Origin of the sequence: Amycolatopsis sp. CA-161197 (assembly GCF_050942255.1) — a bacterium.
Taxonomy (GTDB): Bacteria; Actinomycetota; Actinomycetes; order Mycobacteriales; family Pseudonocardiaceae; genus Amycolatopsis.
Window position 1 is genome coordinate 8,587,837 of sequence record NZ_CP192059.1, and the last position, 23,675, is coordinate 8,611,511.

Genomic DNA, 23,675 nt, shown 5'->3' on the forward strand with positions numbered 1-23,675 from the left:
GGCGCCCACTCGCACGTGCGAGTGGGCGCCGTGGGCGAAGCTACTTGGCGTCGTTCTTCTGCCGCTTGCCGTAGCGCTTCTCGAAGCGCGCAACCCGGCCACCGGTGTCCATGATCTTCTGCTTGCCGGTGTAGAACGGGTGGCAGTTCGAGCAGATCTCGACGTGGATCGCGCCCGAGTCCTTGGTGCTGCGGGTGGTGAAGCTGTTCCCGCAGTTACAGGTGACCTGAGTCGTCACGTACTCAGGGTGAATACCGCTCTTCATGGTGTCCTCTCTCGTTGGCCCCGGGTCCCCAGGATCGGGGTGAACCGGTGCCGGACTTCAGCGGGTCATTGTGCCAGACAGGCTGACGGTGAGTTCAACCAACCCTCCTGGCCTGGTATTCCTCGGCTCCGGAGCCGTCGGCCCCCAACGCCGTGAAGGGCACCTTCCGGGAACGGATTCGCGGAAGGTGCCCTTCACGGACGGTGAAGCGGTGGAGCTCAGTCCTCGTCGTTCGCGCCGAGGGCCGTCTTCGAGACCTGCATGAGGAACTCGATGTTGGTCTTCGTCTTGCGCAGGCGCGAGATCAGCAGGTCGATGGCCTGCTGCGAGTCCAGCGCGTGGAGCACCCGGTGCAGCTTGTGCGTGACGGCGAGCTCGTCCGGCGAGAGCAGCAGCTCTTCCTTGCGGGTGCCGGACGGGTTGACGTCGACCGCCGGGAACACGCGGCGCTCGGAGATCTTGCGGTCGAGCTTGAGCTCCGCGTTGCCGGTGCCCTTGAACTCTTCGAAGATCACCGTGTCCATCGTGGAGCCCGTCTCCACCATCGCCGTGGCGAAGATGGTGAGCGAGCCGCCGTTCTCGATGTTGCGCGCGGCACCCAGGAAACGCTTCGGCGGGTACAGCGCGGTCGAGTCGACACCACCGGACAGGATCCGGCCCGACGCGGGCGCGGCCAGGTTGTAGGCGCGGCCGAGGCGGGTGATCGAGTCGAGCAGCACCACCACGTCGTGGCCCATCTCGACCAGGCGCTTGGCGCGCTCGATCGAGAGCTCCGCGACCGAGGTGTGGTCGGCCGGCGGGCGGTCGAAGGTCGAGGCGATGACCTCGCCCTTCACGGACCGCTGCATGTCCGTGACCTCTTCCGGCCGCTCGTCGACCAGCACGACCATGAGGTGGCACTCGGGGTTGTTCGTGGTGATCGCGTTGGCGATGTCCTGCATGATCGTGGTCTTACCGGCCTTCGGCGGCGACACGATCAGGGCACGCTGCCCCTTGCCGACCGGCATGATCAGGTCGATCACGCGGGTGGTGAGCTTGTGCGACTCGGTCTCGAGGCGCAGGCGCTCGTTCGGGTAGAGCGGCGTCAGCTTGGTGAAGTCGGGGCGGCGCTTGGCCTCGTCCGGCTCCAGGCCGTTGATCGAGTCGACGCGCACCAGCGGGTTGAACTTCTGCCGCTGCTGCTCGCCGTCCCGCGGCTGGCGGACGACACCGGTGATGGCGTCACCGCGGCGCAGGCCGTACTTGCGGACCAGCGAGAGCGACACGTACACGTCGTTCGGCCCGGCGAGGTAGCCCGAGGTGCGCACGAACGCGTAGTTGTCGAGCACGTCCAGGATGCCGGCGACCGGCAGCAGGACGTCGTCCTCGCGGATCTCGGTGTCCGGCGAACCGCCTTCGGCGCGCCCGCCCCCGCTGCCCCGGCGACGGCGGTCGCGGAAGCGACGGCCGCGACGGCCGCCCTCTTCGTCGTCCTCCGGGCCCTGCGAACGGTTGTCCTGCTGGCCGCGGTTGCCGCCGTCCTGCTGGTTGTTGCGCTGGCGGTTGTCGCGGTTGTCCCGGTTGTCCGAGCCACCACGGTTGTTGTCGCGGCCACCCTGACGCTCGGCGCGGTCACCACGGTCGGCACGGTCGGCACGGTCGCCCCGCTGCTCGCGGTCGCCCCGCTGGCCACCGTCACGCTGCTGGCCACCGTCACGCTGCTGGCCACCGTCACGCTGCTCGCGCGGCTCACGCTGGCCGTCGGGCGCGCCCGCGGCCCGGTTCGAGCCGCGGCGGCGACGGCTGCGGCCGCCTTCCTCCTGCTGCCCGTCGGAGTTCTGCTGGCCGCCATGGTCATTCTGCGCGGGCTTCTCGGCCGGCGCCTCGGCCACGGGAGCCGAACCGTTGGTCTCGGCCTGGGGAGCCGGCGCCGCCTCGGCAGCCGGGGTCTCCTCGCGCTTCTTCTCGGCCCGGGCCGGCTCTTCGGTCTTCGCGGCCTTCGAGGCCTTGGGAGCCGGAGCGTCGCCGACGCCGTCGAGCGGGAGAGTCTCCGCCGTGGCGGTGCGCTTCTTGGTCTTGCCCTGCCGCTCGCGGATCGCGGCGATCAGGTCACCCTTGCGCATCCCCGTGGTCTCGCCCACACCCAGTTCGCCCGCCAGCTGGCGGAGCTCGGCGATGACCATCCCCGACAGGCCCCCGGTGCGGCGCTTCGGAGCGGCCGCGGCCCCATTCGTCTCAGCGGCCGCGGCGGGGGTCTCCACGTCGCCGCTCAACAGATCGGTGTTGCTCACACATGTCCTTCCTGACCGATCCACGCCTCCAGGTGGATCAGCGGACTGCCGCCGATCGCGTCTGATCGCGAAACGGCATTTGCTTCCGATGCGGGCGAGTCGCGCCTAGCCGTGCGGAACACAGCGAGAGCGTCGCCAGCACAGGGGTGTTTGCCTCCCCCAAACGGAGGAAACGGAATTCGGCACCGCGCCGAAACCGGAAACCCGCCTGCGTCCCTCCGCGTCCCGCTTGCCAGGCGGAGCGGATCTGGCGGATCGACGAAGGATGCGGACCGGAGGCTCGCGAGGAGCGAACAGGACCGGCATCGGGTGCGGAAACGCACGGTGATCGAACGCCCCCGAGGGTAGACCGCCCTGTGGGCGGGTGCAACAACCACCCCCCGCGTGGCGCACGTTCCGCCCGCCACGTGACCGGGGCTTTACTGAGCCGCAACCTGAACACCCGTCAGGTCCACGCCCAGCTCGGCGACGTCGAATCCCTCAACGTCGCATTCCGGCGGCAATATTCCCGTCGTGGTGAGAGCGAGCACCGTGGGACCGGCACCGGAGATCGTCGCCGCCACCCCGTGCGCACGGAGCGTGCGCACCAATTCGGAGCTCGCGGGGTACGCGCCGGCCCGGTATTCCTGGTGCAGCCGGTCTTCCGTGGCGGCCAGCAGCAGCTCGGGCCTGGTCGTCATGGCGAGCACCGAAAGCGCGGTGCGGCCTGCGCTGTGCGCCGCGTCGGCGTGCGGAACGTGCTGCGGCAGCAGGCCGCGCGTGGCGTCCGTGGACGACTTCAGCGCGGGGATCGCCACCACCGGGCGGATCTCGGTGCTGGGCTCCACGCGTTCGGCGTGGAAGCGCCCGTTTTCACTCCACGCCACCACGAGCCCGCCGAGCAGGCTGGCGGCCGCGTTGTCCGCGTGGCCCTCGAACTCGGCCGCGAGTTGCAAGGCGTCGTCGTCGAGCGGAACGCCCGCCAGCGCGTAACCCAGCGCCACGCCGGACACCACCGCGGCGGCCGAGGAACCGAGCCCGCGCGCGTGCGGGATCTTGTTGAAGCAGCGCAGTTGCAGGCCCGGCGGGCGCACGTCGAAGTGCGCGCACGTGCGGCGGATCGCCCGCACCACGAGGTGCGTCTCGTCGGTGGGGACGTCGGCGACGCCGCCGGCGCCAGCGTCGACCACCTCGATCTTGAGGCCGTCCTCGGTGACCTGCAGCTCGACGACGTCGTGCCACGCCAGGGCCAGTCCCAGCGCGTCGAATCCCGGGCCGAGGTTGGCCGTCGAACCCGGCACCACGGCCCGGAACGACGCGCCCACCGGCAGGCCCGAGGATCCCGTCATCGCAGGTCCAGTGCGGCGGCGACCGCCGTGGGGTCGACGGCGAGCGGCTCGACCTCGACGTTGCCCTCGAGCGCGGTCGCGGGGTCCTTGAGGCCGTGACCGGTGACCGTGCACACGACCGTGCTGCCCTTCGGCAGCCGGCCGTCGGCGGCGGTGGCGAGCAGGCCGGCGACGCTCGTGGCCGACGCGGGCTCCACGAACACGCCCTCACGCTGAGCCAGCAGGCGGTAGGCCTCGAGGATCTTCGCGTCGGTGATCGCCTCGAACAGGCCGTCCGACTCGTCCTTCGCCTTCACCGCACTGGCCCACGAAGCGGGGCTGCCGATGCGGATCGCCGTGGCGATGGTGTCGGGATCGGACACGGGCTCACCCAGCACGAGCGGCGCGGCGCCGGCCGCCTGGAAGCCGAACATCCGCGGGGTGTTCTTCACCACACCGTCTTCGGCGTACTCCGAATACCCGGCCCAGTAGGCGGTGATGTTGCCCGCGTTGCCCACCGGCAGGCAGTGGATGTCGGGCGCCTGGCCGAGCGCGTCGCAGATCTCGAACGCGGCGGTCTTCTGGCCCGCGATGCGCACCGGGTTCACGGAGTTCACCAGCGTCACCGGGTAGTCGGCCGCGGTCTTGCGCGCGAGCTCGAGGCAGTCGTCGAAGTTGCCGTCGACCTGCAGGATGCGCGCGCCGTGCAGCACGGCCTGCGCGAGCTTGCCCATCGCGATCTTGCCCTGCGGCACGAGAACCGCGCAGGTGAGACCGGCGCGCGCGGCGTAGGCCGCCGCCGACGCCGACGTGTTGCCCGTCGACGCGCAGATCACGGCCTTGAGCCCGCTCGCCAGCGCGTGGGTGATGGCCACGGTCATGCCGCGGTCCTTGAACGAGCCGGTGGGGTTGGCGCCCTCCACCTTGAGGTACACCGTGCAGCCCGTGAGCTCCGACAGGTGCGCGGCGGGCAGCAGCGGGGTGTTGCCCTCGCCGAGCGTCACCACCTGCGCGCCGTCCGGCACGGGGACGCGGTCGCGGTACGCCTCGATGATCCCGGGCCACGCACTCATTGGTCTTCGCCTTCCACGCGCATCACGCTCACGACTTGGTGCACCACATCGAGCTTCGCGATTTCGTCCACAGTGGACTGCAACGCCGCGTCTGGCGCCAGGTGGGTGACCACCACGAGGCTCGCCGTGTCGTTGGCGTCGCGCTGGCGCACGGCGGCGATGCTCACGCCGTGGCCCGCGAACGCTTGCGCCACCTGCGCGAGCACGCCCGCGCGGTCGGCGACGTCGAGGCTCACGTGGTAGCGCGTGGGCGTCTGGCCCATCGGGCGCACGGGCAGCGCGGCGTGCGCGGACTCGCGCGGGCCGCGGCCGCCGACCACGCGGTTGCGGGCCACGGCGACGAGGTCGCCCAGCACCGCGCTCGCCGTGGGGGCTCCGCCGGCACCCTGGCCGTAGAACATCAGCTGGCCCGCCGCGTCGGCTTCCACGTACACGGCGTTGAACGCTCCGCTGACACCCGCGAGCTGGTGACTGCGCGGGATCATCACCGGGTGCACGCGCGCCGAGACGGACTCGGCGCCGTCGTCGGCCGTCACGCGCTCGCAGATGGCCAGCAGCTTCACCGTGCGGCCCAGCACGCGCGCGGCGACCAGGTCGGCCGCCGTGACGTCGGCGATGCCCTCGCGGTGCACGTCCTTCGCCGTGACGCGCGTGTGGAACGCGAGCGAGGCGAGGATCGCGGCCTTGGACGCGGCGTCGTAGCCGTCGACGTCGGCGGTCGGGTCGGCCTCGGCGTACCCGAGGCGGCCGGCCTCGTCGAGCGTCTCGGCGTAGCCCGCGCCCGTGGTGTCCATGGCGGAGAGGATGTAGTTGGTGGTGCCGTTGACGATGCCCATCACACGCGTGATGCGGTCGCCGGCCAGCGATTCGCGCAGCGGGCGCAGCAGCGGGATGGCGCCGGCCACGGCGGCCTCGAAGTACAGGTCGACGCCCGCGGCGTCGGCGGCCTCGAACAGGTCGGCCGAGTGCTCGGCGAGCAGCGCCTTGTTGGCCGTGACCACGGCCTTGCCGGCGCCCAGCGCCGCGAGCAGCCAGCCGCGCACCGGCTCGATGCCGCCGACCAGCTCCACGATCACGTCGACGTCTTCGCGCACGACGAGCGCGGCCGCGTCGTCGGTCACCAGCTCCTGCGGCAGCTCGGGGTGCTTGTCGGGGCGGCGCACGGCGATGCCCGCGAGCTCCACCGCGGCCCCGGCGCGCGCCGCCAGCTCGTCCGCCTGCTCGGTGAGCAGCCGGACGACCTCGCTGCCGACCGTGCCGCAGCCGAGGAGGGCGACCCTGATGGCCCGTCGGTCCGATGGAGACACGCCCTTCGGAGACACGCCTTTCGGAGACACTGTGGACACTTCTCAAACCTCCAGGCGCAGCATGTCGTCCGTCGTCTCCCGCCGCAGCAGCACGCGGGCGCTGCCGTTGCGCACGGCCACCACCGCCGGGCGCGGCTGCCGGTTGTACCCGCTCGCCATCGAGTAGCAGTAGGCACCGGTCGCCGCGACGGCCAGCAGGTCGCCGGGAGCAAGAGTGTCGGGTAGCCAGCAGTCTCGGACGACGATGTCGCCGGATTCACAGTGTTTTCCCACGACTCGGGACAGAGTGGCGAGAACGGGCTCCTCGCCTTCGCTCGCGGAGCGCGAAACGACCCGGCAGTCGTAGACCGCGTCGTAGAGCGCCGTGCGGATGTTGTCGCTCATGCCGCCGTCGACGCTCACGTAGCGGCGGGTGCTGTTGTCACCCAGCGCGACGTCCTTGATGGTGCCGACCTCGTACAGCGTGATGGTGCCCGGGCCGGCGATCGCGCGGCCCGGCTCGCCCGCGATGCGCGGCACGGGCAGGTCGGCGTACGCGCACTCCTTGCGCACGATTTCGCGGATCTGCGTGATCATCTGCGCGGGCGGCGGCGGGTTGTCCTTCTCGGTGTAGGCGATGCCGAAGCCACCGCCGAGGTCCACGAGGTTGAGCTGCTCCAGCAGCTCGCGGCCGTGCTCCTTGGCCAGGTCGGCGAGCAGCCCGACCACGCGGCGCGCGGCGACCTCGAAGCCGTCGGCGTCGAAGATCTGCGAGCCGATGTGGCTGTGCAGGCCCACGAGCTTGAGCGACGGCGCGTTGAGCACGCGGCGCACGGCTTCGGCCGCGTCGCCGGAAGCCAGCGAGAAGCCGAACTTCTGGTCCTCGTGCGCGGTCGCGATGAACTCGTGCGTGTGGGCCTCGACGCCGACGGTCACGCGCACCAGCACCGCCTGCACGACCTCGCGGCGCGCGGCGATCTCGGCCAGGCGGGCGATCTCGTAGTACGAGTCGACGACCACGGTGCCGACGCCGGCCTCGACCGCCGCGTCGAGCTCCGCGAGCGACTTGTTGTTGCCGTGGAAGGTGATCCGCTCGGCCGGGAAGTTCGCGCGCTGCGCCACGGCGAGCTCGCCGCCGCTGCACACGTCGAGGCTCAGGCCCTGCTCGGCCACCCAGCGGGCGATCTCGATGGACAGGAACGCCTTCGACGCGTAGTGCACCAGCGCCGGGTCGTCGAACGCCTCGGCGTAGTCGGCGCACCGGGACTTGAAGTCGGCCTCGTCGACCACGAACAGCGGCGTGCCGTAGGTCTCGGCGAGGTCGCGCACGTCCATGCCGGCGATGCGCACGATGCCGTCGCCGGCGCGATAAGTGTTGCGCGGCCACACTTTCGCGGGCAGCTTGTCGAGCTCTTCGGCGCTCGCGGGCGGGAACCCGGAGGCGTCGGCATGGGGGTAGACGTCGGCGTGGCGGGGGCCCGCGGGGTGCGCCATTTCTTACATCCGTTCCGGAGCTGAGACACCGAGCAAGGACAGGCCGTTCGCCAGCACCTGGCGGGCGGCCTCGCACAGGGCGAGCCGGGCGAACGTGAGAGGGGTGGCCTCTTCGTCGCCCTGCGGCAGCACGCGGCCCACCGTGTAGAACTTGTGGTACGCGCCGGCCAGCTCCTCGAGGTAGCGGGCGATGCGGTGCGGTTCCCGCATCTCGGCGGCGCGGCGGACAGTGGCGGGGAACTCGCCGATGGTGCGGATCAGGTCGCCCTCGGCGGGCAGGGTCAGGAGTCCGAAATCGACCTCCGCCGCGTCCTTTTCGGACTTCAGCCCGAGGTCCGCAGCGTTGCGCTGCAAGGAAGCCAGCCGGGCGTGCGCGTACTGCACGTAGTAGACCGGGTTGTCGTTGCTGTGCTTGCGCAGCAGGTCGAGGTCGACGTCCAAAGTGGAGTCGACGGAGTAGCGAATGAGCTCGTAGCGCGCCGGGTCGACGCCCACCGCCTCCACGAGGTCCTCCATCGTGATCACGGTGCCCGCGCGCTTGGACATGCGCACCGGCTTGCCGTCGCTCACGAGGTTCACCATCTGGCCGATGAGGACCTCGACGGTGTCCGGGTCGTCGCCGAACGCGGCAGCGGCGGCCTTGAGGCGCGCGATGTAGCCGTGGTGGTCGGCGCCGAGCATGTAGATGCACAGGTCGAAGCCGCGGTTGCGCTTGTCCTTGAAGTAGGCGAGGTCGCCGGCGATGTAGGCCGGGTTGCCGTCCTTCTTGATGACGACGCGGTCCTTGTCGTCGCCGTATTCGCTGGACTTGAGCCACCAGGCGCCGTCGGCGAAGTAGAGGTTGCCGGAGTCCTTGAGCTGCTGCACGGCGGCGTCGACGGCGCCCGACTCGTGCAGCGAGTTCTCGTGGAAGTACACGTCGAAGTCGGTGCCGAACTCGTGCAGGCTCTGGCGGATCTCGGTGAACATGAGCTCGATGCCGACGCGGCGGAACGTCTCGTGCCGCTCGGCCTCGGGCTGGGACAGCGCGCTGGGCTCCTGCTTGAGGACCTCGGCGGCGATGTCGTTGATGTAGCCGCCGGCGTAGCCGTCCTCGGGAGCGGGCTCGCCCTTGGCGGCGGCGATCAGGGACCGCACGAACCGGTCGATCTGGGCGCCGGCGTCGTTGAAGTAGTACTCGCGCGTGACGTCGCCGCCCTGCGCGGCCAGCACCCGGCCCAGCGCGTCGCCGACCGCGGCCCAGCGCGTGCCGCCGAGGTGGATCGGGCCGGTCGGGTTGGCCGAGACGAACTCGAGGTTGATCTTGCGGCCGGTGAGCGCGTCGCCGCGGCCGTAGGCCTCCCCCGCGGCGAGCACCTGGCGCACGACCTCGCCCTGCGCGTCGGCGGCGAGGCGGAAGTTGAGGAACCCCGGGCCGGCGACCTCGGCCGCGGCCACGCCGTCGGCGGCCGCCACGACCTCGGCCAGCGCCTCGGCGAACTCCCGACTCTGGAGACCGGCCTTCTTGGCCACCTGGAGCGCGAGGTTCGTCGCGTAGTCGCCGTGGTCGGGGTTGCGCGGGCGTTCGATGGTCACCTGCTCCGGCAGCACGGCGGCGTCGACGCCTCGGGCGTCGAGCACCTGCACGGCGGAGGCGCGGACCAGGTCGGCGAGAGCGGCGGGAGTCACTCGCCGAATTCTAGGTGTGCCCAGGTCGGACGCTTACGCCGGTCCGACCTGCAGTTGTCGCACGTCACCCGGGAGTGATCGTGAGAGGTGTTCACGGTGATCAGACGTCCGGTCTCTACACTGGCCGACGGGCAGGGTCCGTCCGGATCCCTCCATCATCTCACGAGGAGATCGCGGCAAACCATGGCGAAAGGGACAACCAGTAAGAAGGGGACGTCCGCCGGCGGCTCGCGCGGCAAGTCCGCGAACGCGGTGAAGGCCGCGCGCGGCAAGTCCGTCGTCAGCAAGAAGGGCACTCCGTGGGGCACCATCGTCGGTGTCGTCGTGGTGGTGGCCCTCCTGGCCAGCGTCGTCACCTACTACATGGTGAAATCCGCTCCGCAGCGCGACCAGAAGTCCCGCGAGGAGGCGGCCGCGTCGTTCGCGCCGACGGCCAGTGACCCCGACCCGTCCAAGAAGATCCCGGGCGTGATCACCGCGACCTACACCGGTTCGGTGCACGTGCTGCCCACCGAGCGAGTGGCGTACGACCACAGCCCGCCCTTCGGCGGCCCGCACGACGGCAACTGGGCGGCCTGCAACGGCGTCGTCTACCCGACCGCGGTGCGCACCGAGAACATGGTCCACACGCTGGAGCACGGCGCCATCTGGATCGCCTACAACCCGGACCTCGTCAAGGGTGACCAGGTGGACCTGCTGGCCGCGCGCGTCAAGGGCAAGACCTACATCTCGATGTCGCCCTACCCCGGCCTGGACAAGCCGATCTCGCTGCAGTCGTGGGGCCACCAGCTCAAGCTGGACAAGGCCGACGACCCGCGCATCGACGAGTTCATCGCCGCGCTGCGGACGAACCCGAACGGCGTGTACCCCGAGATCGGCGCCTCGTGCGACGCGCTCGGCCCGGGTCAGTTCGACCCGAGCAACCCGCCGCCGTTCGACCCGAGCAAGCCCGGCCCCGACGCGAAGCCGATGAACTACGGCGGCAGCTCCGGCGCCGTGCCCGAGGGCGGCATGCAGCAGGGCGCCCCGGGCCAGCCCAGCGCGCCCGTCTCGGCGCCGTCGGCCCCGGCGGGACAGTGATCTCACGGTGAGCACCGAAGCCGACCTCGAACCGGACGTCGACGAGCCCGGCGAGCGCCCCGCGTGGTCGCGCTGGGTCGTCATCGGCGGGTCGATGCTCGCCGTGCTGCTCATCGGCGTGGCGATCGGCGTGTTCGCCGCGCGGCTCACCGACGGCAGTGACGCCGCGCCGGCGACCCCCGGCGCGGGTTCGGTCGAGGTCGGCTTCGCCCAGGACATGTCGACGCACCACCTGCAGGCCGTGACCATGGCCAACTGGGCCCGTGACCACAGCACGGACCCGGAGGTGCGGCAGCTCGCGTTCGACATCGAGTCGTCGCAGACCGAGCAGGTCGGGCGCATGAAGGGCTGGCTCATGCTGTGGGACCAGCCCGAGCAGGCGCCCGGCGCGTACATGACGTGGATGACCGAGCCGATGGGCCACGCGGGCATGCAGATGCCCACCAGCTCGCCGGTCAACGGCGCCCCGATGCCCGGCATGGCCACCGACGCGGAGATCGCCAAGCTGCGCTCGCTGACCGGCCGCGCGATGGACGTCGACTTCCTCCAGCTCATGCTGCGCCACCACCAGGGCGGCACGGCGATGGCGGAGTACGCGCAGGACCACACGAGCATGCCGGCGGTGAAGGCGTTGTGCCGCAGCATCCTCGTGTCGCAGGGCGCGGAGATCAACCAGATGAAGCTGATGTTGCAGGCGCGCGGGGCGGCTCCGCTTCCGGCGTCCTGAGTTTCTTGCCGGGGGCCGCTCTCGCGTGTCGGGAGCGGCCCCTCTTCTCTTTGCGGTTCCAGTCTATTTGCGGTTCCAGTCGGCGAACCGGATGCGCGGGATCTCCTTGACGTCGCCGACGGTGCCCCACTCGTCGCCGCCGAGGCGCGCCAGGGGCCGCAGCCGCCCGATCACGGGGTGGTCGCCGTCGAGCACCTCCTCGGCCACCGCGACGTGCACGACCCGGCCGAACACCACCGTCGACGTGCCGAACCCGACCGTGCTGTGCAGCTCGCACTCGAACGCCACCGGCGACTGCGCCACCCGCGGCGGCTTCACCTTCGTGCTCGGCTCGCGCGTGAGCCCCGCGGCGTCGAACTCGCTGTGGTCGGGCGGGAAGTCGGTGCCCGTGTCGTTGATCTTCTCGAACAGCTGCTCCGGCGCGAGGTTCACCACGAACTGCCCGGTGGCCTCGACGTTGCGCAACGTGTCCTTCCGCCCCACCGACGTGAACTGCAGCACCGGCGGCGCGGCCGAGGCCACTGTGAAAAACGAGTGCGGCGCCAGGTTGTCCACCCCGCTGCCCGACGTACTCGACACCCACGCGATCGGCCGCGGCACCACGGTGGCGGTCAGCAGCCGGTAGAAAGCGAACGGGGCGACGTCGGCGGGATCGAAGTCCTTGCGCATGGCTCTTGGTCTACCAGGTGGCCGCGGTGGCCGAGGTCCGCACCTCGGCCACCGCGCCCCGGCTGCTGCTCAAAAGGCGGCGTCAGGACTGCTTGCCCACGACGTTCCACTCGCCCGGTTCGGCCAGGGCGAGCACGTGGGCCAGGCCGGCGTCGTCGAACGCCGGCTTGAAGGTGTCGATGCCTTCGGAGAAGTGGGCCCAGCCCTGGATGTGGGCGGGCAGGACGGTCTTGGCGCCGAGCACCGCGGCCACGGCGGCGGCGCGTTCGGAGGTGAGCGTGAGGGGGCGGCCGTCGAACTTCGCGGCGACGCGGGCGGCGCCGGCGAAGAGGACGGCGACGTCAATGGGCCCCACCTTGTCGGCGATCTCGGCTGCCACGCGGACGGACGCGTTGTCGCCGCTGATGTACACCGTCGGCAGGTCGGTGCCGGACAGCACGAAGCCGATCACCTGGGAGTTGATGTAGCCGGTGTCGTCGCGGTCGCCGTCGGCGGGGCCGTGTTCGGCCGGAACGGCCTGCACGGTCAGGTCGCCGCCGCCGTCGCCGCGGGGGAGGGTGATGTCGTCCCAGGCTTCGAGGCCACGGGTGTTGGCGCCGAGCAGCTTCGCGGAGTTGGCGCCGGTCAGGACCGTTTTGGCGGCGAGGGCGTATTCCTTGCCCTTGACGTCCAGGTTGTCGGGGTGGGCGGCGTGGCTCACGAGCACGACGTCGACGTCGCCGAGCCCGGCCTCGTCGACGGCCGGGCCCTCGAGCTTGGTCAGGTAGGCGTGCGGGCCCGGCTCGTCGAACGTCGGGTCCACCACGAACCGCAGGCCCGCGATGTCGACGACGGTGGTCGCCCCCCCCGATCACGCCGATCCCGAACTCCTGCCGCTGCGAACTGATGCGCTCACTCACGAGCATTCCCCTTGGTGGTCTGTTCCGCAGGCGCGCTCATGCCCGTCTGCTTATCCTTTGCGCCGCTTGAAGATTGCCCCGAACCGCGGGTACCGGCCACCGGTGAACGGGTCAGATCCCGTCGGATTCGGCTCAACTCCACGCGGCGCGTTCGCCCGTCCCGGGTGAAACCCGGCTACCAGGACAGTTCCTGGCACCGGCGCGCGCACTGCGGTCCTTCGACCTGCAACGTCGCGTGGTTGATTGAGTACCGGGCCGCCAGCAGGTCCTGAGCCTTGGTGAGCACGGTGGACTGCTCGGCCTCCTCGTTCATCGTGAGGTGCGCCGACGCGACCTCCATGCCCGAGGTGAGCGTCCAGACGTGGAGATCATGGACGTCGGAGACGCCCGGCAGGGCCGCGAGCTCCGTGCTGATCGCGCCGACGTCGACGGTGTTCGGGGCGTGCTGGAAGAGGATGCGCAGCGCGCGGCGGGCCAGCGTCCACGTGCGGGGCAGCACGAACAGGCCGATGGCGACACCGATGATCGGGTCGGCGTAGCGCCAGCCCGTGGTCAGGGTGATCGCGCCGCTGATCAGCACACCGACGGAGCCGATCAGGTCGGCGAGCACCTCGAGGTACGCGCCGCGGACGTTGAGGCTTTCGCGCGCGCCCGAGCGCAGCACGAAGAACGACACGATGTTGGCGACCAGGCCCGCGCCGGCGGCCAGCAGCACCGGCAGGCCGGCCACCTCGGGCGGGTCGGTGATGCGGCCGATGGCCTCCACCAGCACGTACCCGGCGACGCCGAACAACAGCACCGCGTTGCCCAGCGCGGCCAGCACCTCGGCGCGGTACATGCCGAACGTGCGGCTGAGCGTCGGCCCGCTGCGGCGCGCCAGGACGATCGCGGTGAGCGCCATGCCGACGCCCAGGACGTCGGTGAACATGTGGGCGGCGTCGGAGATCAGGGCCAGCGAGCCCGTGGTGAAGCCCACCACGAACTCCAGCACCATGAAGCCCGCGCCGATGACGAGGGCGATCAGCAACGCGCGCAGGTAGCGGCCGGAAGCACTCGCCGGAGCGGCGGTGTGCCCATGGCCGTGTCCGTGGCCCATGACGTCGCCTCCCCTCGTTTCCGCAGGTCACCGCAAGTGCAGAGCCTGTTTCGAGGCTCCTTTCGCAATATATAGTCGCATGCGCATATGTGCAATACAGGCAAGCCTAAGTTCACTGTAATCGGGCACACAGGCGGATACCCATCCCCCGGATGAGCACTCTCGCCTGGTGGGAAACCGGCGGGATCAGCGCACGAGACGGAAGAACCCGCGCACCTGCTCGACGAGCGACTCCGGCTCCTCCATGGCCGCGAAGTGACCGCCGTGCGGCAGCTCCTCGAACCAGCGCAGGTCGGTGAACCGCAACTCGGCCTCGCGGCGCGAGGGCCGCGTGATCTCCTTGGGGTACAACGAGATCCCGGACGGCGCGGTGATCTTGCCCCGGAACCCGGTGCCGAAGCTCTCCCAGTACAGCCGCGCCGACGACGTGGCCGAGGCCGTGAACCAGTACACGGAGATCGCGTCGAGGATCTGGCGGCGGGTCAGCGCGTCTTCCGGGTGGCCGTTGTTGTCGGTCCAGGCCCAGAACTTCTCGGCGATCCAGGCGGCCTGGCCGGCGGGCGAGTCGGTGAGGCCGTAGCCGAGCGTCTGCGGGCGCGTGGACTGCTGGCCGGAGTACCCGCGGCCGGTGCGGCCGAACTCCTGCGCCGCGGCGAGCGCGGCCTGCTCCTCGGGCGTCGGGTCGTCGAACTGCCCCAGCGGCGCGGCCGCCATGTTCACGTGGACGCCCGCCACCCGCTCCGGCGCGGCCTCGCCGAGCGCGCCGGTCACGGCCGAGCCCCAGTCGCCGCCCTGCGCGCCGTAGCGCTCGTAGCCCAGCGAGACCATCAGGCTGTCCCAGGCCCGCGCCGTGCGCTCCACACCCCACCCGGCCTTCGCCGGCTTGTCGCTCCACCCGTACCCGGGCAACGACGGCGCGACGACGTGGAACGCGTCCGCCGGGTCTCCCCCGTGGGCGCGCGGATCGGTGAGCGGGCCCAGCACGTCGAGGAACTCGAGCACCGAGCCGGGCCACCCGTGCGTGATCACCAGCGGGAACGCGTCGGGCTCGGGCGAGCGGGCGTGCGCGAAGTGGATGCCGAGCCCGTCGACGGTGTCGCGGAACTGCGGGAACGCGTTGAGCCGGTCGGCGAAGCCGAAGTCGTAGTCCTCGGCCCAGGTGCGGCACAGCTCCTGCGCGTAGGCCAGCGGCAGGCCCTGGGACCAGTCGGCCACCGTCTCGGCCTCGGGCCACCGCGTGCGCCGCAACCGTTCCCGCAGGTCCGCGATGTCGGCCTCGGTCACGTGGGCCTCGAACGGTTCCGCTGCCACCCCTGCTCCCTCCGTCGGCAAGATCAACGCTAGCAGTGTCGGCCCCGAAGGTGACCCCCTGCGGAACACCGGGCGAACCGGGGTGCGCTAAGCTGACGTGGTCGCGCAGCGATGCGCCCTTGTAGCTCAGGGGATAGAGCACTGCCCTCCGGAGGCAGGTGTCGCAGGTTCGAATCCTGCCAAGGGCACTTTTTGAACACCCATCGGGAGCGGGAAAAACCGCCCTTGAACAGGGCGTACGCCAACTGAGGCGGTTTCCCCCGCTCTCCGGTTGATTCCAGACAGTTCCAGTCAGGCACGGGTGTTTCTTCCCAATGCCTTCCCAAGCGATCAGGCCTCGGCAGCACCCCGCGGCTTGTGACCAAGAATCCTCTCGATACGAGCCCGGTTCTCTGCCTGGCCGCCGTCCAGGAACGCGGCGTAGTCCTCCAACAGCACGCCGATCGAGTGCCCCGCCCAATCCGCCACGGTCGCCGGATCCACGCCTGCTGCCAGCTGGGTGCTCACAGCAGCGTGGCGGAGGTCGTACGGGCGTGCGGCGAGCGGCGAGGCCTGGACCTCCTCAGTGAACACCGCCTTGCGTGCCGCGCGCCAGGCGCGGGTGTAGGTGATCAACGGGATCTCGCCGCCTCGCTCGGCATGGAACAGCCGGCCATCAGTCCCGTACCCGAACCTTGTGATGTGCCACAACAACATCCGGGTGAGGTCTGGCGGGAACGAGACCAGACGCTCCTCGTCGTCGTCCCTGGACTTCAGGGATCGGGTGTCGCGGGGCTTGCCGCTGTTGGTCCACCGTCCGCCGGCGTGTGGTTCGGCTCTGTCGAGGCGAAACTCGCCCCACCCGTAGTCGTACTCCTCGGTCTCCTCGTTCCACACCGCCTCCGGCAGCGACGACACATTTCGCTTGTTCAGCGAAGCCGCTTCTTCGGGGCGTAGACCGGCGTAGTACATGACACCGAAGAACGCTTCCAGCCGAGGCCCGCTACGCGGTAGCGCACCGACCGCATTCAGCAGGGTCCTCGCCTGGATTGGATTGGGCACAGCCCGCTTGTCGACCTTGCGCTTTCCTTTCGGCATCGCCGTCCACTTCACCTTGCGAATCGGGTTGACGTCAGTCAGTTTCAGCTCAATTGCGTAGTCGATCGCGTTGAATAGCACGCCGCGAGTCTTGCGAGCCACTGCCGGAGCGAACTTCTCGCCATCGAGCCGACGCGTCACCGCCCGCTGCAACTCCCGCAGAATTCCGGGGTCGCTCACGACTGAGACCGGCATGGTGTTTCGCTCCAGCCACGTCAACACCCTTTGCACATCCTCCGGAACGTCACCGTTCTTGCGGAGCCCGGTGTTGTAGCCCCACTGCCGTAAGGCGGAGCGAACAACTTTCGGATCAGGCGCGTTCTTGCCCTTCTTGATGAACACGGGCATGACCCTGATCAGAGCCTCAGCTATCGTCTGTCGCGCGGTCGCTGCCGCGTCGGGCCATTTCATGTCGACGTAGGCGACCGTCAACTTGTACCAGCTCATTTCGCGTTCGGGCTGGGCCATAGATGGCGGGAGCCCGGTAACCAGGTCGAACGCTTCACCGGCACGCTGTGCTGACATCAACGAGCCGCGGTGCCGATCAGCCTGGGTGTAGAGCTTGAAGCTCCGCTTGAAGACCTTCTTCTCCACCTGCCACGAAACCCGGTAGCTCGTGACCTCCCCCTGCGCATTGCGCCGGGTCTCCAACTTCCAAATGTTGACCTTGTATGACGAGCTGATCAAGCTGCTACCTCTCGTTCTTCGAGCCAGGCGTCAAGGTCGGCGCGCCGAATTCGAACCGCACCGTTCGGGAGCTTGATGCATCGAGGCGCTCGGTTCGTCGCGCGCCATTCGTAGAACGTGGACTGTGCGACGTCCAGCTCTTCGCAGACGGCGGCAATGCTGAGCAACTGGCGGTTGGCCGGCTTCGCGTGCTGGGGCGTGAGCATGTCGGTGGTGACCCTTCGGTGCGGTGCGGGCGGTACGTCACAGGTGCGCGCGCTCCTTCTAGTCGTGGCAGGGGTGGTCTCGACGGTTACTGACGGTGTTGGGTGCAGGTGTGGACTGGCAGGAGGCGGAGGGCTGGTGAGTGTGGGAGGGCGAAACCAAACCCCGCAACCCCGCAAACCCCGCAAAATGTGTCTTGACCTGGGGATCTGTCTGCGGGGTTTGGAGTGGTAGGGCTGAGGTCTAAACCCCGCAAACCCCGCAAGTTGCGGGGTTTGCGGGGTTTGGTGGTCTCGGCGGGGTGAGCAAACCCCGCAGACTCCATAGCGGTGTTTCCCCAGTTCAGACCCTTTTTCGATGGTTGACTGCGGGGTTTGCGGGGTTTGCGGGGTTTGTTTTGGGGGGTCAGCTCGAATCGGTCCGGTGCTCGACTTGGTAGACCTTGATTTTGGTGTGCTGGTCGACTTCGCTGCGTAACACCAGATCCCCTCGCCACCGGTCCACCTGCCCTGCCAGCCTCTTGCCCAGCGCCTTGGCCGAGAGTGGCTTGCCGGTGATGGTCGTCGGGAACGTTCCCTTCCACAGGTCGGGTGCGCCGTACTCGGGTTCGGCCCCGGCGCGCAGTTGCTGGGCGGTCAGGGGTTCCTTGCCGTGCAGGTGGTGCCAGGTGGAGAGGAACGCGTACCACTCGGCGTGGTCGTCGTCCAAGCCGCGGCCGGCGTCGGCGTTGCCGAGGAAGCCCTCGATTCCGTGATGCTGAAGGAACCCGCCGAGGTACTGGGCCCAGCGGGTGAACTGGCGCATCTGCGGGACGTCACTGGCGGTGGGAGCTCCTTTCGCGGTCCAGTCCAGGACGAGGGTCAGCACGTGACGCAGCACGGTGGCCCGGTTGCGGGGGTCGAGAATCCAGCTGTCCAGGTTCGGGATGGTGAAGCCGGTGCGGGCTTCGGGGCGGGGGCAGTTCGGGTCGAGCCGCACCCACACCGTGCGCGAGGCCATGTCCCCGCCGGTGCGCAGGTTGTTCCCGGTGGCCAGCCAGAGCCGGTCGTTGGTGATGTTCGCGGCCGAGTTGGTGCCCAGCTTGCGATCGGTCCAGGTCCGTTCGGTTACCAGCCGGGCCAGCACCGAGGAGTTGACTATCTCGCCCTCGGTGAGGTTGTCCCACACCACCACGCCGACAGAGTCGCCGAACACGGTGGTGATGGACTTGCGCAGTTCCTCGTCCGAGTCGGTCCAGGTCAGGACCCGCTGCCCGACCAACAGCCCGACACATCCCGACAAGATCGTCTTGCCGGAGCCGGGCATGCTGGCTTCGATCATCCCGAACGGGGACAGCGCCCGGGTGAATGGCCGGATCAGGGGCGTCACCAGCAGCGCCAGGTAGTTCGCCCGGTCCGCCGGCGACCGCCAGGGGAAGTCCCGCAGGAACCGGTCCAGCAGGAACGCGCGGGCCTCGGCGACCTGCTCCGCGCTCGGCTGGTCCGGGATGAGGTCGAGGTGGGTGTTGGCGGTGAGGTAGAAGCCGGTCGCCGGGTCGTAGCCGGGGGTTTGCAGCAGCGTGCCGTCCGGGCGCAGCACCGGGGTGGAGATGATGCGGCGCAGCACCGGCAACCCGGGCCAGGACTGGCGGGCCAGCACTGCCGCGAGCACCGCGGCCGGGGGCGAGATCTCCACGTCGAAGGTGTCTCCCTTCTCGTTGACTTTGGACTGGACCACGTCGGTGTGTTGGGCCAGCAGCCCGGCCAGCAGTGCCGGTTTCAGCGTCGAGGACGACAGCGGTAGCACCACGTCGTCGTCACCCGCGGTCGGGTCCGCCGCCCCCGACACCTCTTCCACGACAACGGGGGCGCCGTCGCTGACGTAGGTGTCGGGGATGATGCGGGCGTCCAGCGCGGCGGTGAGCACCCGGATGGTTTCCGGGGCGGCGCCGGTGCGCAGCCGCGGGCGACCGCCCGCCCCCACCGACCACAGGTGCTTCGGCGGGGGCGAGTTGTCAGGCGTGCTGGGCATGACGGTTCTCCCATCGTGGAGGTCAAGCAGTCAGAACGCCGCCACGCCGTCCCGAATGGTCCGGGACGGCGTGGCGATAGATGAGCTGCGGTAGACGAGTGGTGGCGACGTAACCCTGGTCAGGTCTCGCGGACGATGCTCTACTTTTCGGGACCGGTCGAGGGACGGATGTCAGCCCGAGGCACCCACTGGAAGTGTTCGTCGCCGCTTCGGGTGCGCCGGTGGATGTGGACTACCTGCGGCTGTCCTGGACCACAGCAATCGGGTTCTGATCACCGATGGTTGACAACCAGGCCCGCCGGTCGTTGAGATGGTCGAACGATGACCGAACCTAACCTCCTCGACCTGGAACTTGACATTGCTCGCCAGACATATCCGGTTGGTGATCACGTGACCGGGAAGGTCACACTGATCCCGCGTCCCGGGGCCATAGGGCTGTTCGTTGACTTGGGCCGGCCGCCAACCGGATTCGTTGATGTAATTCACCTCCCGCGATCCGTCGACCAGTGGCCAGGCATCGGCACTGTTACCGAGTTCGAGGTGCTCCAGCACAAACACCAACAGGTCCGCCTTTGGCCGCTCGACGACGCATTCCGGTCGGACACGGCCGACTTCTGGAGAAGTGAGCCCGAGTGGCAGTCGGTGAAGCACACGTATCCCGTTGGTTCTGAAGTGATCGCCGAGATCACCGACGTCTTCACGTCCAACCGTGAATACGGCGTCAGGTTCGATGGCGTCTGGTCAATCCTTGAGTGGACGGGCACCCCGCCCGTTGTCGGTGCCAACGCCCGCTTCGTGGTAGATCGTCACCTCGACACCACCCGCCGGGTGCTGCTGCGCAGCACGTGACCCTTCACCGACCGGCGCACACGCTTGTCTTAGTGCGGTTAACAGGGCGGTTGGCGCAGTTCTGCACCCACGGCCGCCATGGCAGTCCTCGATTGGTCTGCCACGGCGGCGGGCGTGTCGCACGGTGCGGCGCAGTGCTCAGCCGGCCGGAGTGAGTGCCGCCCCGGACAGGGTTTCGACCAGTGCCGAGATCAGGACTTCGGCGACAGGCGGGGTGACGGCGTTGCCGTAGCCGCGGACCTGACGTCGTTTGCTGCCCTTGACCTTGTAGTCGCGGCGGAACGCCATCCCGGCGCCGATCTCCGCCGGGGCGAGCATCCGGAACGTGCACTTCTCGACCGGCAGGGCACCACCGACAAGGGCGTAGCGGTCGCGGGTGGGCAGCGTCCCGACCGGCTGGCCGACGGGGGTGGCGGCGCCGTTGGAGTAGTAGGCCAGCAGCATCGCCGTGTCCCGATCCCCGGCCGGCGGGCCAATCAGGGCGTGGTGGTTGCCCTGGGCGGACACAGTCGGGATTGGCCCTGAGGTCGGGTAGGCCGCCTCGCGGGAGCCGCCGCCGCGCAGCAGGGAGATGAACGGCAGGATCACCAACGCGTTCTCCCGTCGGCACGTCTGCGTCCGCAGCGGCCGATCCACCGGGGTCACCGCGCTGTCCCCGGCGCGTTTGGCGACCGACACCACCATCGCCGGCACCACCAGCCCGCCGGCCTCCCGCGTGGCGCGCGTCGGCAACGGCCGGTCCAGTGGAGTCGCCTCGGAGCGCCAGGTGCCCCCGGCCGGGGCGAGCAACGGCCGCACGTGCTTGGCCAGCCCGGCCTCGATCCGCGCAATCGTCGCCGGTTCCAGCGGATCCGGGCGGCCCTTGGCATCCACGCGTTCGCCGATCCGCTGGCCGGGATCCAGCGTCCAGTCGATGACGGTCTCGGCCCCGAGTACGGGCGGTTCGATCACGGTGTTACGGCACGACGCCCGAGGGCAGCGGTAGACGTACTGGCCGGTGCGGATCCCGTAGACGCCCATGTCGACGCCGGGCTTCTTCCAGGACTGCATCGCGCTCACCTCCTCGTCGCAGCCCGGGCAGTAGGCGCGCGGGCGCAGCCACTTGTCCCACTCCGGGTTCCGGCCGATCTCGGCCAGCCAGAAGGGCATGTAGAAGCGGTTGCGCGACTGCGCGACCCGCCCGGTGACCGGCCCGGCCACGTGCATCGAGTTGATCGCCACCAGACGGGTGCGGTAGCCCTCGGCCTCGATCTCCCGGCGCCACCGGCCGAACTCGGCCCACTTGCGCACCTGCACCACGTTCTCCACGACCCCGCCCAGCACCGGCTTGCCCTTGCGGCGCATCGCCTGCAGGTAGCGCGGGATCTCCTCCATCAGTGCCCGTGCCCGCGCGATCTTCGGGTCGATCGCCCCCGGCCCGGCCACCGGGTCGAACAGCGTGTTCTGCGTGGCCTGGTCGAAGTCCCGCTTCTGGCCGCGGGCATCCGACCACGGCGGGCACGCGGGCGAGGCCCAGAACAGATCCGCGCGGGGGAAACCCGCGATGTCGGCCTTCGCGATGTCCCCGCAGTAGTGATCCGCGCCGGGGAAGTTCATCCCGTGGACTTCCACGCTGAGCGGGTCGTGGTTGGCCGCCAGCAGCATCTCCACCCCCGGCACCGCTGTGGCGCCCTGGCTGGACCCGCCCCACCCGGCGAACTCGTCGTACAACGTGAACATCAGCGGTCCTCCTTGTTGCCGGGCACCAACCGGATCGGCTTGCCGACGTCGAGGGCGTAGGCGAGTTCGGCCCGGGTCGAGGAGCCCATGTAGCCGCCGGGGGTGACGAACACGACCTCGTCGGCGAGGCGGATCTTGGCCCGGTGCAACCGGTCCAGCGCCGTCTTCGCCGCCTCGTCGAGTACGACCCCTTCGGGCGAGCGGGTTGAGGAGACGACCTCGGGACGTACCACGATCCGCCCGGCGAGGGTCTCGGTCCGTGCGACGTCGGCGATGGCGTCCATGAAGCGGGCCGAGCCGCACAGGCACACCACCGGCGGCCGATCAGCGTGAGACATCAGCGCTCCTCCCCGTTGCTGGCCGGGTAGTCGTCGTGAATGCGGCCGTCGAGGGGTGCGACCAGCGGGTGTGCTTGCCCTTGCCATCGGGCAGCCGTCGGGCTCGAGGCCGTACACATGCCGCAATTGGCGAAGAGCGGCCTGGAATGCTTGCCGACGTGTTGACCTTGAAGATGAACGATGCGGCAGCCAAGGCCATGGACGTGTTGTCCGGGTTCGGACGCATCGAGCCACCGGGTGGCCTGGCGCACGATCTTCGTGAGCGTGTGGCTCGTGGCCTCCGCCGCCGAGGAAAGGTACTGACGTGGGCCGACTCCACTGCGGACGCTGACAACGCGCCTTCGTTTTTCCCCGACCTCACCTTCTGGGAATGCAGCGACAGTTCGTTCCATCTGGAGGACTTCGTCCAGGTGGACGTCGCAACGGTCGACGACCAGCCGTTTATCAGCGAAGACGACCAGCGACTCCTTCTCATGCATGGAGTCGCGTTGGCCCGAGAGATGAGCCGCGCCGTCTACGCCCTCGAACCGCCCAGTCCGGTGCGTTGCATCATCGGCGCGAACGAAACCAACGCGACGTTCAGGTTCCATCAGATCCGCGCCGGCGAGTACTGGAATCTCCCCGACCTGGACTCCTACCGGCAAGACAAAATGGTCGTGATCGACATTGAGCCAGCTGGCCTCACTCCAGGTCGCGTCGGTCCATTCGATCGTGGTGGCACTCACTAGGCGGCGCTCCGTCCGAGGTTGCGGCGGGGGTTGGCTTTTCCGGCGGCGAGCGCGGTGGCGATCACGCCGCGCGGGCCGAGGTCTTTGGCGGCCGAGGACTCGTCGCCCCACGCGGCCCAGGCGTCTTCGAGTGCGGCGAGCGCGTCGGGTTCGGGCAGGGCGTGGGCGCCGACGAGTTGGCCGAGGGCATACGCGGAGCGGGACAGGGTGTCGTTGCGGGTGCCGGCGGCGGCGGCGCGGATGGCGGCGGTCTCGGCGGCGACGGCGGCGGCGACGTAGGCCGACGTCGCCCCGCCCGGCTTGCCCGGTGCCCCGGTGGGCCGGGTGGTGTGGGTCGGGGTGACGGTGGTGCGTTCGGTGCAGACCTGCACCAGCCAGGCGGGCAGCTCGACCGGGTCGGTGTCGTCGGTGACCCGGTAGACACCACGGTCGGTGGATGAGCCGGGCGCGGCGACGTAGCCGCCACCGGCGCGGATGTCCACGCGGGGGGCGATCCGGCCGGCCGAGTTGCGCAGCCGGACCCCGGCCGGGGCGAGGTAGTAGCGGTGCGTCCCACCCGAGGGGGTGGTCACCGTCCACGTCGCAGGGAGCGGCCCACCACGCCCGGCGGCGACCTCGGCCAGCGCGTCGGCACCGGCGGGCCCGTCCTGTCCGGGTTTGGGGAGATCGCAGTCGACGACGACGAGCCCGGCCGGGCCGGTCGCAACGGCGACGTTCCACTCCCCTCCCTGCCAGCATCGGTGCAGCCGGGCCGGGTCGGTGGTGGCGCGGTGTTCCCAGTCCTTGACCGCGGGCTGGTTCTTCGTGCCCGGGTGCAGCGGGAACACCGGCCACCCGCGCCGGGCCAGGTACAGCGCCCACGCCAGGTGGGGATCACGTGCGGTCTTCTCGGTGTGGTCCAACGGTTTCTCCCTCTCG

At 69.7% G+C, this 23,675-nt stretch carries 21 protein-coding genes and 1 tRNA gene; 5 read left to right on the forward strand and 17 right to left on the reverse strand.

What is annotated here, in order from left to right; genetic code table 11:
- Positions 1 to 40: 40 nt before the first annotated feature.
- The 7 genes from rpmE to argS all read right to left on the reverse strand — a co-directional run bounded on the left by rpmE (position 41) and on the right by argS (position 9,363).
- A complete protein-coding gene (rpmE, locus tag ACQPXB_RS40590) occupies positions 41 to 265 on the reverse strand; it encodes a 50S ribosomal protein L31 (RefSeq protein ID WP_220243829.1) in 225 nt (74 codons plus the stop codon).
- Positions 266 to 483: 218 nt separating this feature from the next.
- On the reverse strand, positions 484 to 2,535 hold the full coding sequence (rho, locus tag ACQPXB_RS40595) for a transcription termination factor Rho (protein ID WP_432847084.1): 2,052 nt from the start codon (positions 2,533 to 2,535) through the stop codon (positions 484 to 486).
- A gap of 419 nt (positions 2,536 to 2,954) precedes the next feature.
- Positions 2,955 to 3,863 carry a homoserine kinase gene (gene thrB / locus ACQPXB_RS40600; protein ID WP_386956639.1) on the reverse strand — a complete coding sequence of 303 codons (909 nt, stop codon included), beginning with the start codon at positions 3,861 to 3,863 and terminating at the stop codon, positions 2,955 to 2,957.
- Entirely contained in the window at positions 3,860 to 4,915 is a 1,056-nt protein-coding gene (gene thrC, locus ACQPXB_RS40605) for a threonine synthase (protein WP_366587527.1), read from the reverse strand. Before thrC ends, thrB begins: the two co-directional genes overlap by 4 nt.
- The gene (locus tag ACQPXB_RS40610; protein WP_366587525.1) at positions 4,912 to 6,222 is read right to left on the reverse strand and encodes a homoserine dehydrogenase; all 1,311 of its coding nucleotides are present in this window, start codon (positions 6,220 to 6,222) and stop codon (positions 4,912 to 4,914) included. Before ACQPXB_RS40610 ends, thrC begins: the two co-directional genes overlap by 4 nt.
- A 42-nt stretch (positions 6,223 to 6,264) precedes the next feature.
- Positions 6,265 to 7,695, reverse strand: coding sequence for a diaminopimelate decarboxylase (gene lysA, locus ACQPXB_RS40615; RefSeq protein ID WP_386956641.1), 1,431 nt, complete (start codon positions 7,693 to 7,695; stop codon positions 6,265 to 6,267).
- Between the two features lie 3 nt (positions 7,696 to 7,698).
- A complete protein-coding gene (gene argS / locus ACQPXB_RS40620; protein WP_432847087.1) occupies positions 7,699 to 9,363 on the reverse strand; it encodes an arginine--tRNA ligase in 1,665 nt (554 codons plus the stop codon).
- Between the two features lie 252 nt (positions 9,364 to 9,615).
- On the opposite strand from argS, the gene ACQPXB_RS40625 reads away from it, so the two are divergent.
- Both ACQPXB_RS40625 and ACQPXB_RS40630 read left to right on the forward strand, forming a co-directional pair.
- Positions 9,616 to 10,443 carry a DUF3105 domain-containing protein gene (locus ACQPXB_RS40625; RefSeq protein WP_366587671.1) on the forward strand — a complete coding sequence of 276 codons (828 nt, stop codon included), beginning with the start codon at positions 9,616 to 9,618 and terminating at the stop codon, positions 10,441 to 10,443.
- 7 nt (positions 10,444 to 10,450) lie between these two features.
- Positions 10,451 to 11,170, forward strand: coding sequence for a DUF305 domain-containing protein (locus tag ACQPXB_RS40630; protein WP_432847089.1), 720 nt, complete (start codon positions 10,451 to 10,453; stop codon positions 11,168 to 11,170).
- 63 nt (positions 11,171 to 11,233) lie between these two features.
- Here ACQPXB_RS40630 and ACQPXB_RS40635 read toward each other — a convergent pair whose 3' ends face one another.
- The 4 genes from ACQPXB_RS40635 to ACQPXB_RS40650 form a co-directional block, all read right to left on the reverse strand.
- Positions 11,234 to 11,839, reverse strand: a complete 606-nt coding sequence (locus ACQPXB_RS40635) for a flavin reductase family protein (RefSeq protein ID WP_386956643.1) — start codon at positions 11,837 to 11,839, stop codon at positions 11,234 to 11,236.
- An 82-nt stretch (positions 11,840 to 11,921) separates the two neighbouring features.
- A complete protein-coding gene (locus ACQPXB_RS40640) occupies positions 11,922 to 12,644 on the reverse strand; it encodes an MBL fold metallo-hydrolase (RefSeq protein ID WP_432847091.1) in 723 nt (240 codons plus the stop codon).
- A gap of 269 nt (positions 12,645 to 12,913) precedes the next feature.
- Positions 12,914 to 13,834 carry a cation diffusion facilitator family transporter gene (locus ACQPXB_RS40645; RefSeq protein WP_366587512.1) on the reverse strand — a complete coding sequence of 307 codons (921 nt, stop codon included), beginning with the start codon at positions 13,832 to 13,834 and terminating at the stop codon, positions 12,914 to 12,916.
- A 186-nt stretch (positions 13,835 to 14,020) separates the two neighbouring features.
- A complete protein-coding gene (locus ACQPXB_RS40650; RefSeq protein WP_432847094.1) occupies positions 14,021 to 15,145 on the reverse strand; it encodes an epoxide hydrolase family protein in 1,125 nt (374 codons plus the stop codon).
- Positions 15,146 to 15,260: 115 nt separating this feature from the next.
- Here ACQPXB_RS40650 and ACQPXB_RS40655 point away from each other — a divergent pair.
- Positions 15,261 to 15,333, forward strand: a tRNA-Arg gene (locus ACQPXB_RS40655).
- A 142-nt stretch (positions 15,334 to 15,475) separates the two neighbouring features.
- Here ACQPXB_RS40655 and ACQPXB_RS40660 read toward each other — a convergent pair.
- The 3 genes from ACQPXB_RS40660 to ACQPXB_RS40670 all read right to left on the reverse strand — a co-directional run bounded on the left by ACQPXB_RS40660 (position 15,476) and on the right by ACQPXB_RS40670 (position 19,123).
- A complete protein-coding gene (locus tag ACQPXB_RS40660; RefSeq protein WP_432847096.1) occupies positions 15,476 to 16,909 on the reverse strand; it encodes a tyrosine-type recombinase/integrase in 1,434 nt (477 codons plus the stop codon).
- Positions 16,906 to 17,115: a helix-turn-helix transcriptional regulator gene (locus tag ACQPXB_RS40665; RefSeq protein ID WP_432847098.1), complete on the reverse strand. Its 210-nt coding sequence runs from the start codon at positions 17,113 to 17,115 to the stop codon at positions 16,906 to 16,908. The genes ACQPXB_RS40660 and ACQPXB_RS40665 overlap by 4 nt, the downstream gene beginning before the upstream one ends.
- Positions 17,116 to 17,518: 403 nt before the next feature.
- Positions 17,519 to 19,123 (reverse strand): hypothetical protein, encoded by a 1,605-nt coding sequence (locus ACQPXB_RS40670; RefSeq protein WP_432847100.1) that lies wholly within the window; start codon positions 19,121 to 19,123, stop codon positions 17,519 to 17,521.
- Positions 19,124 to 19,444: 321 nt separating this feature from the next.
- Between ACQPXB_RS40670 and ACQPXB_RS40675 the strand changes: the two genes are divergently transcribed.
- Positions 19,445 to 19,972 carry a hypothetical protein gene (locus tag ACQPXB_RS40675; RefSeq protein ID WP_432847102.1) on the forward strand — a complete coding sequence of 176 codons (528 nt, stop codon included), beginning with the start codon at positions 19,445 to 19,447 and terminating at the stop codon, positions 19,970 to 19,972.
- Positions 19,973 to 20,110: 138 nt separating this feature from the next.
- On the opposite strand, the gene ACQPXB_RS40680 is transcribed toward ACQPXB_RS40675, so the two are convergent.
- Positions 20,111 to 21,691 (reverse strand): DNA cytosine methyltransferase, encoded by a 1,581-nt coding sequence (locus ACQPXB_RS40680; RefSeq protein ID WP_432847104.1) that lies wholly within the window; start codon positions 21,689 to 21,691, stop codon positions 20,111 to 20,113.
- On the reverse strand, positions 21,691 to 22,029 hold the full coding sequence (locus ACQPXB_RS40685; protein ID WP_432847106.1) for a hypothetical protein: 339 nt from the start codon (positions 22,027 to 22,029) through the stop codon (positions 21,691 to 21,693). Before ACQPXB_RS40685 ends, ACQPXB_RS40680 begins: the two co-directional genes overlap by 1 nt.
- A 146-nt stretch (positions 22,030 to 22,175) precedes the next feature.
- On the opposite strand from ACQPXB_RS40685, the gene ACQPXB_RS40690 reads away from it, so the two are divergent.
- Entirely contained in the window at positions 22,176 to 22,757 is a 582-nt protein-coding gene (locus ACQPXB_RS40690; RefSeq protein ID WP_432847108.1) for a hypothetical protein, read from the forward strand.
- Here ACQPXB_RS40690 and ACQPXB_RS40695 read toward each other — a convergent pair.
- Positions 22,754 to 23,659 carry a bifunctional DNA primase/polymerase gene (locus ACQPXB_RS40695; protein WP_432847110.1) on the reverse strand — a complete coding sequence of 302 codons (906 nt, stop codon included), beginning with the start codon at positions 23,657 to 23,659 and terminating at the stop codon, positions 22,754 to 22,756. The genes ACQPXB_RS40690 and ACQPXB_RS40695 overlap by 4 nt on opposite strands.
- Between the last annotated feature and the right edge of the window lie 16 nt (positions 23,660 to 23,675).

Bases quoted from the DNA above. Each gene is read 5' to 3' on its own strand.
- thrC (WP_366587527.1), bottom strand. From the start codon at position 4,915: ATGAGTGCGTGGCCCGGGATCATCGAGGCGTACCGCGACCGCGTCCCC.
- ACQPXB_RS40680 (WP_432847104.1), bottom strand. From the start codon at position 21,691: ATGTTCACGTTGTACGACGAGTTCGCCGGGTGGGGCGGGTCCAGCCAG.
- ACQPXB_RS40665 (WP_432847098.1), bottom strand. From the start codon at position 17,115: ATGCTCACGCCCCAGCACGCGAAGCCGGCCAACCGCCAGTTGCTCAGC.
- ACQPXB_RS40635 (WP_386956643.1), bottom strand. From the start codon at position 11,839: ATGCGCAAGGACTTCGATCCCGCCGACGTCGCCCCGTTCGCTTTCTAC.
- thrB (WP_386956639.1), bottom strand. From the start codon at position 3,863: ATGACGGGATCCTCGGGCCTGCCGGTGGGCGCGTCGTTCCGGGCCGTG.
- ACQPXB_RS40685 (WP_432847106.1), bottom strand. From the start codon at position 22,029: ATGTCTCACGCTGATCGGCCGCCGGTGGTGTGCCTGTGCGGCTCGGCC.
- lysA (WP_386956641.1), bottom strand. From the start codon at position 7,695: ATGGCGCACCCCGCGGGCCCCCGCCACGCCGACGTCTACCCCCATGCC.
- ACQPXB_RS40645 (WP_366587512.1), bottom strand. From the start codon at position 13,834: ATGGGCCACGGACACGGCCATGGGCACACCGCCGCTCCGGCGAGTGCT.
- ACQPXB_RS40670 (WP_432847100.1), bottom strand. From the start codon at position 19,123: ATGCCCAGCACGCCTGACAACTCGCCCCCGCCGAAGCACCTGTGGTCG.
- ACQPXB_RS40675 (WP_432847102.1), top strand. From the start codon at position 19,445: ATGACCGAACCTAACCTCCTCGACCTGGAACTTGACATTGCTCGCCAG.
- ACQPXB_RS40690 (WP_432847108.1), top strand. From the start codon at position 22,176: ATGCTTGCCGACGTGTTGACCTTGAAGATGAACGATGCGGCAGCCAAG.
- rpmE (WP_220243829.1), bottom strand. From the start codon at position 265: ATGAAGAGCGGTATTCACCCTGAGTACGTGACGACTCAGGTCACCTGT.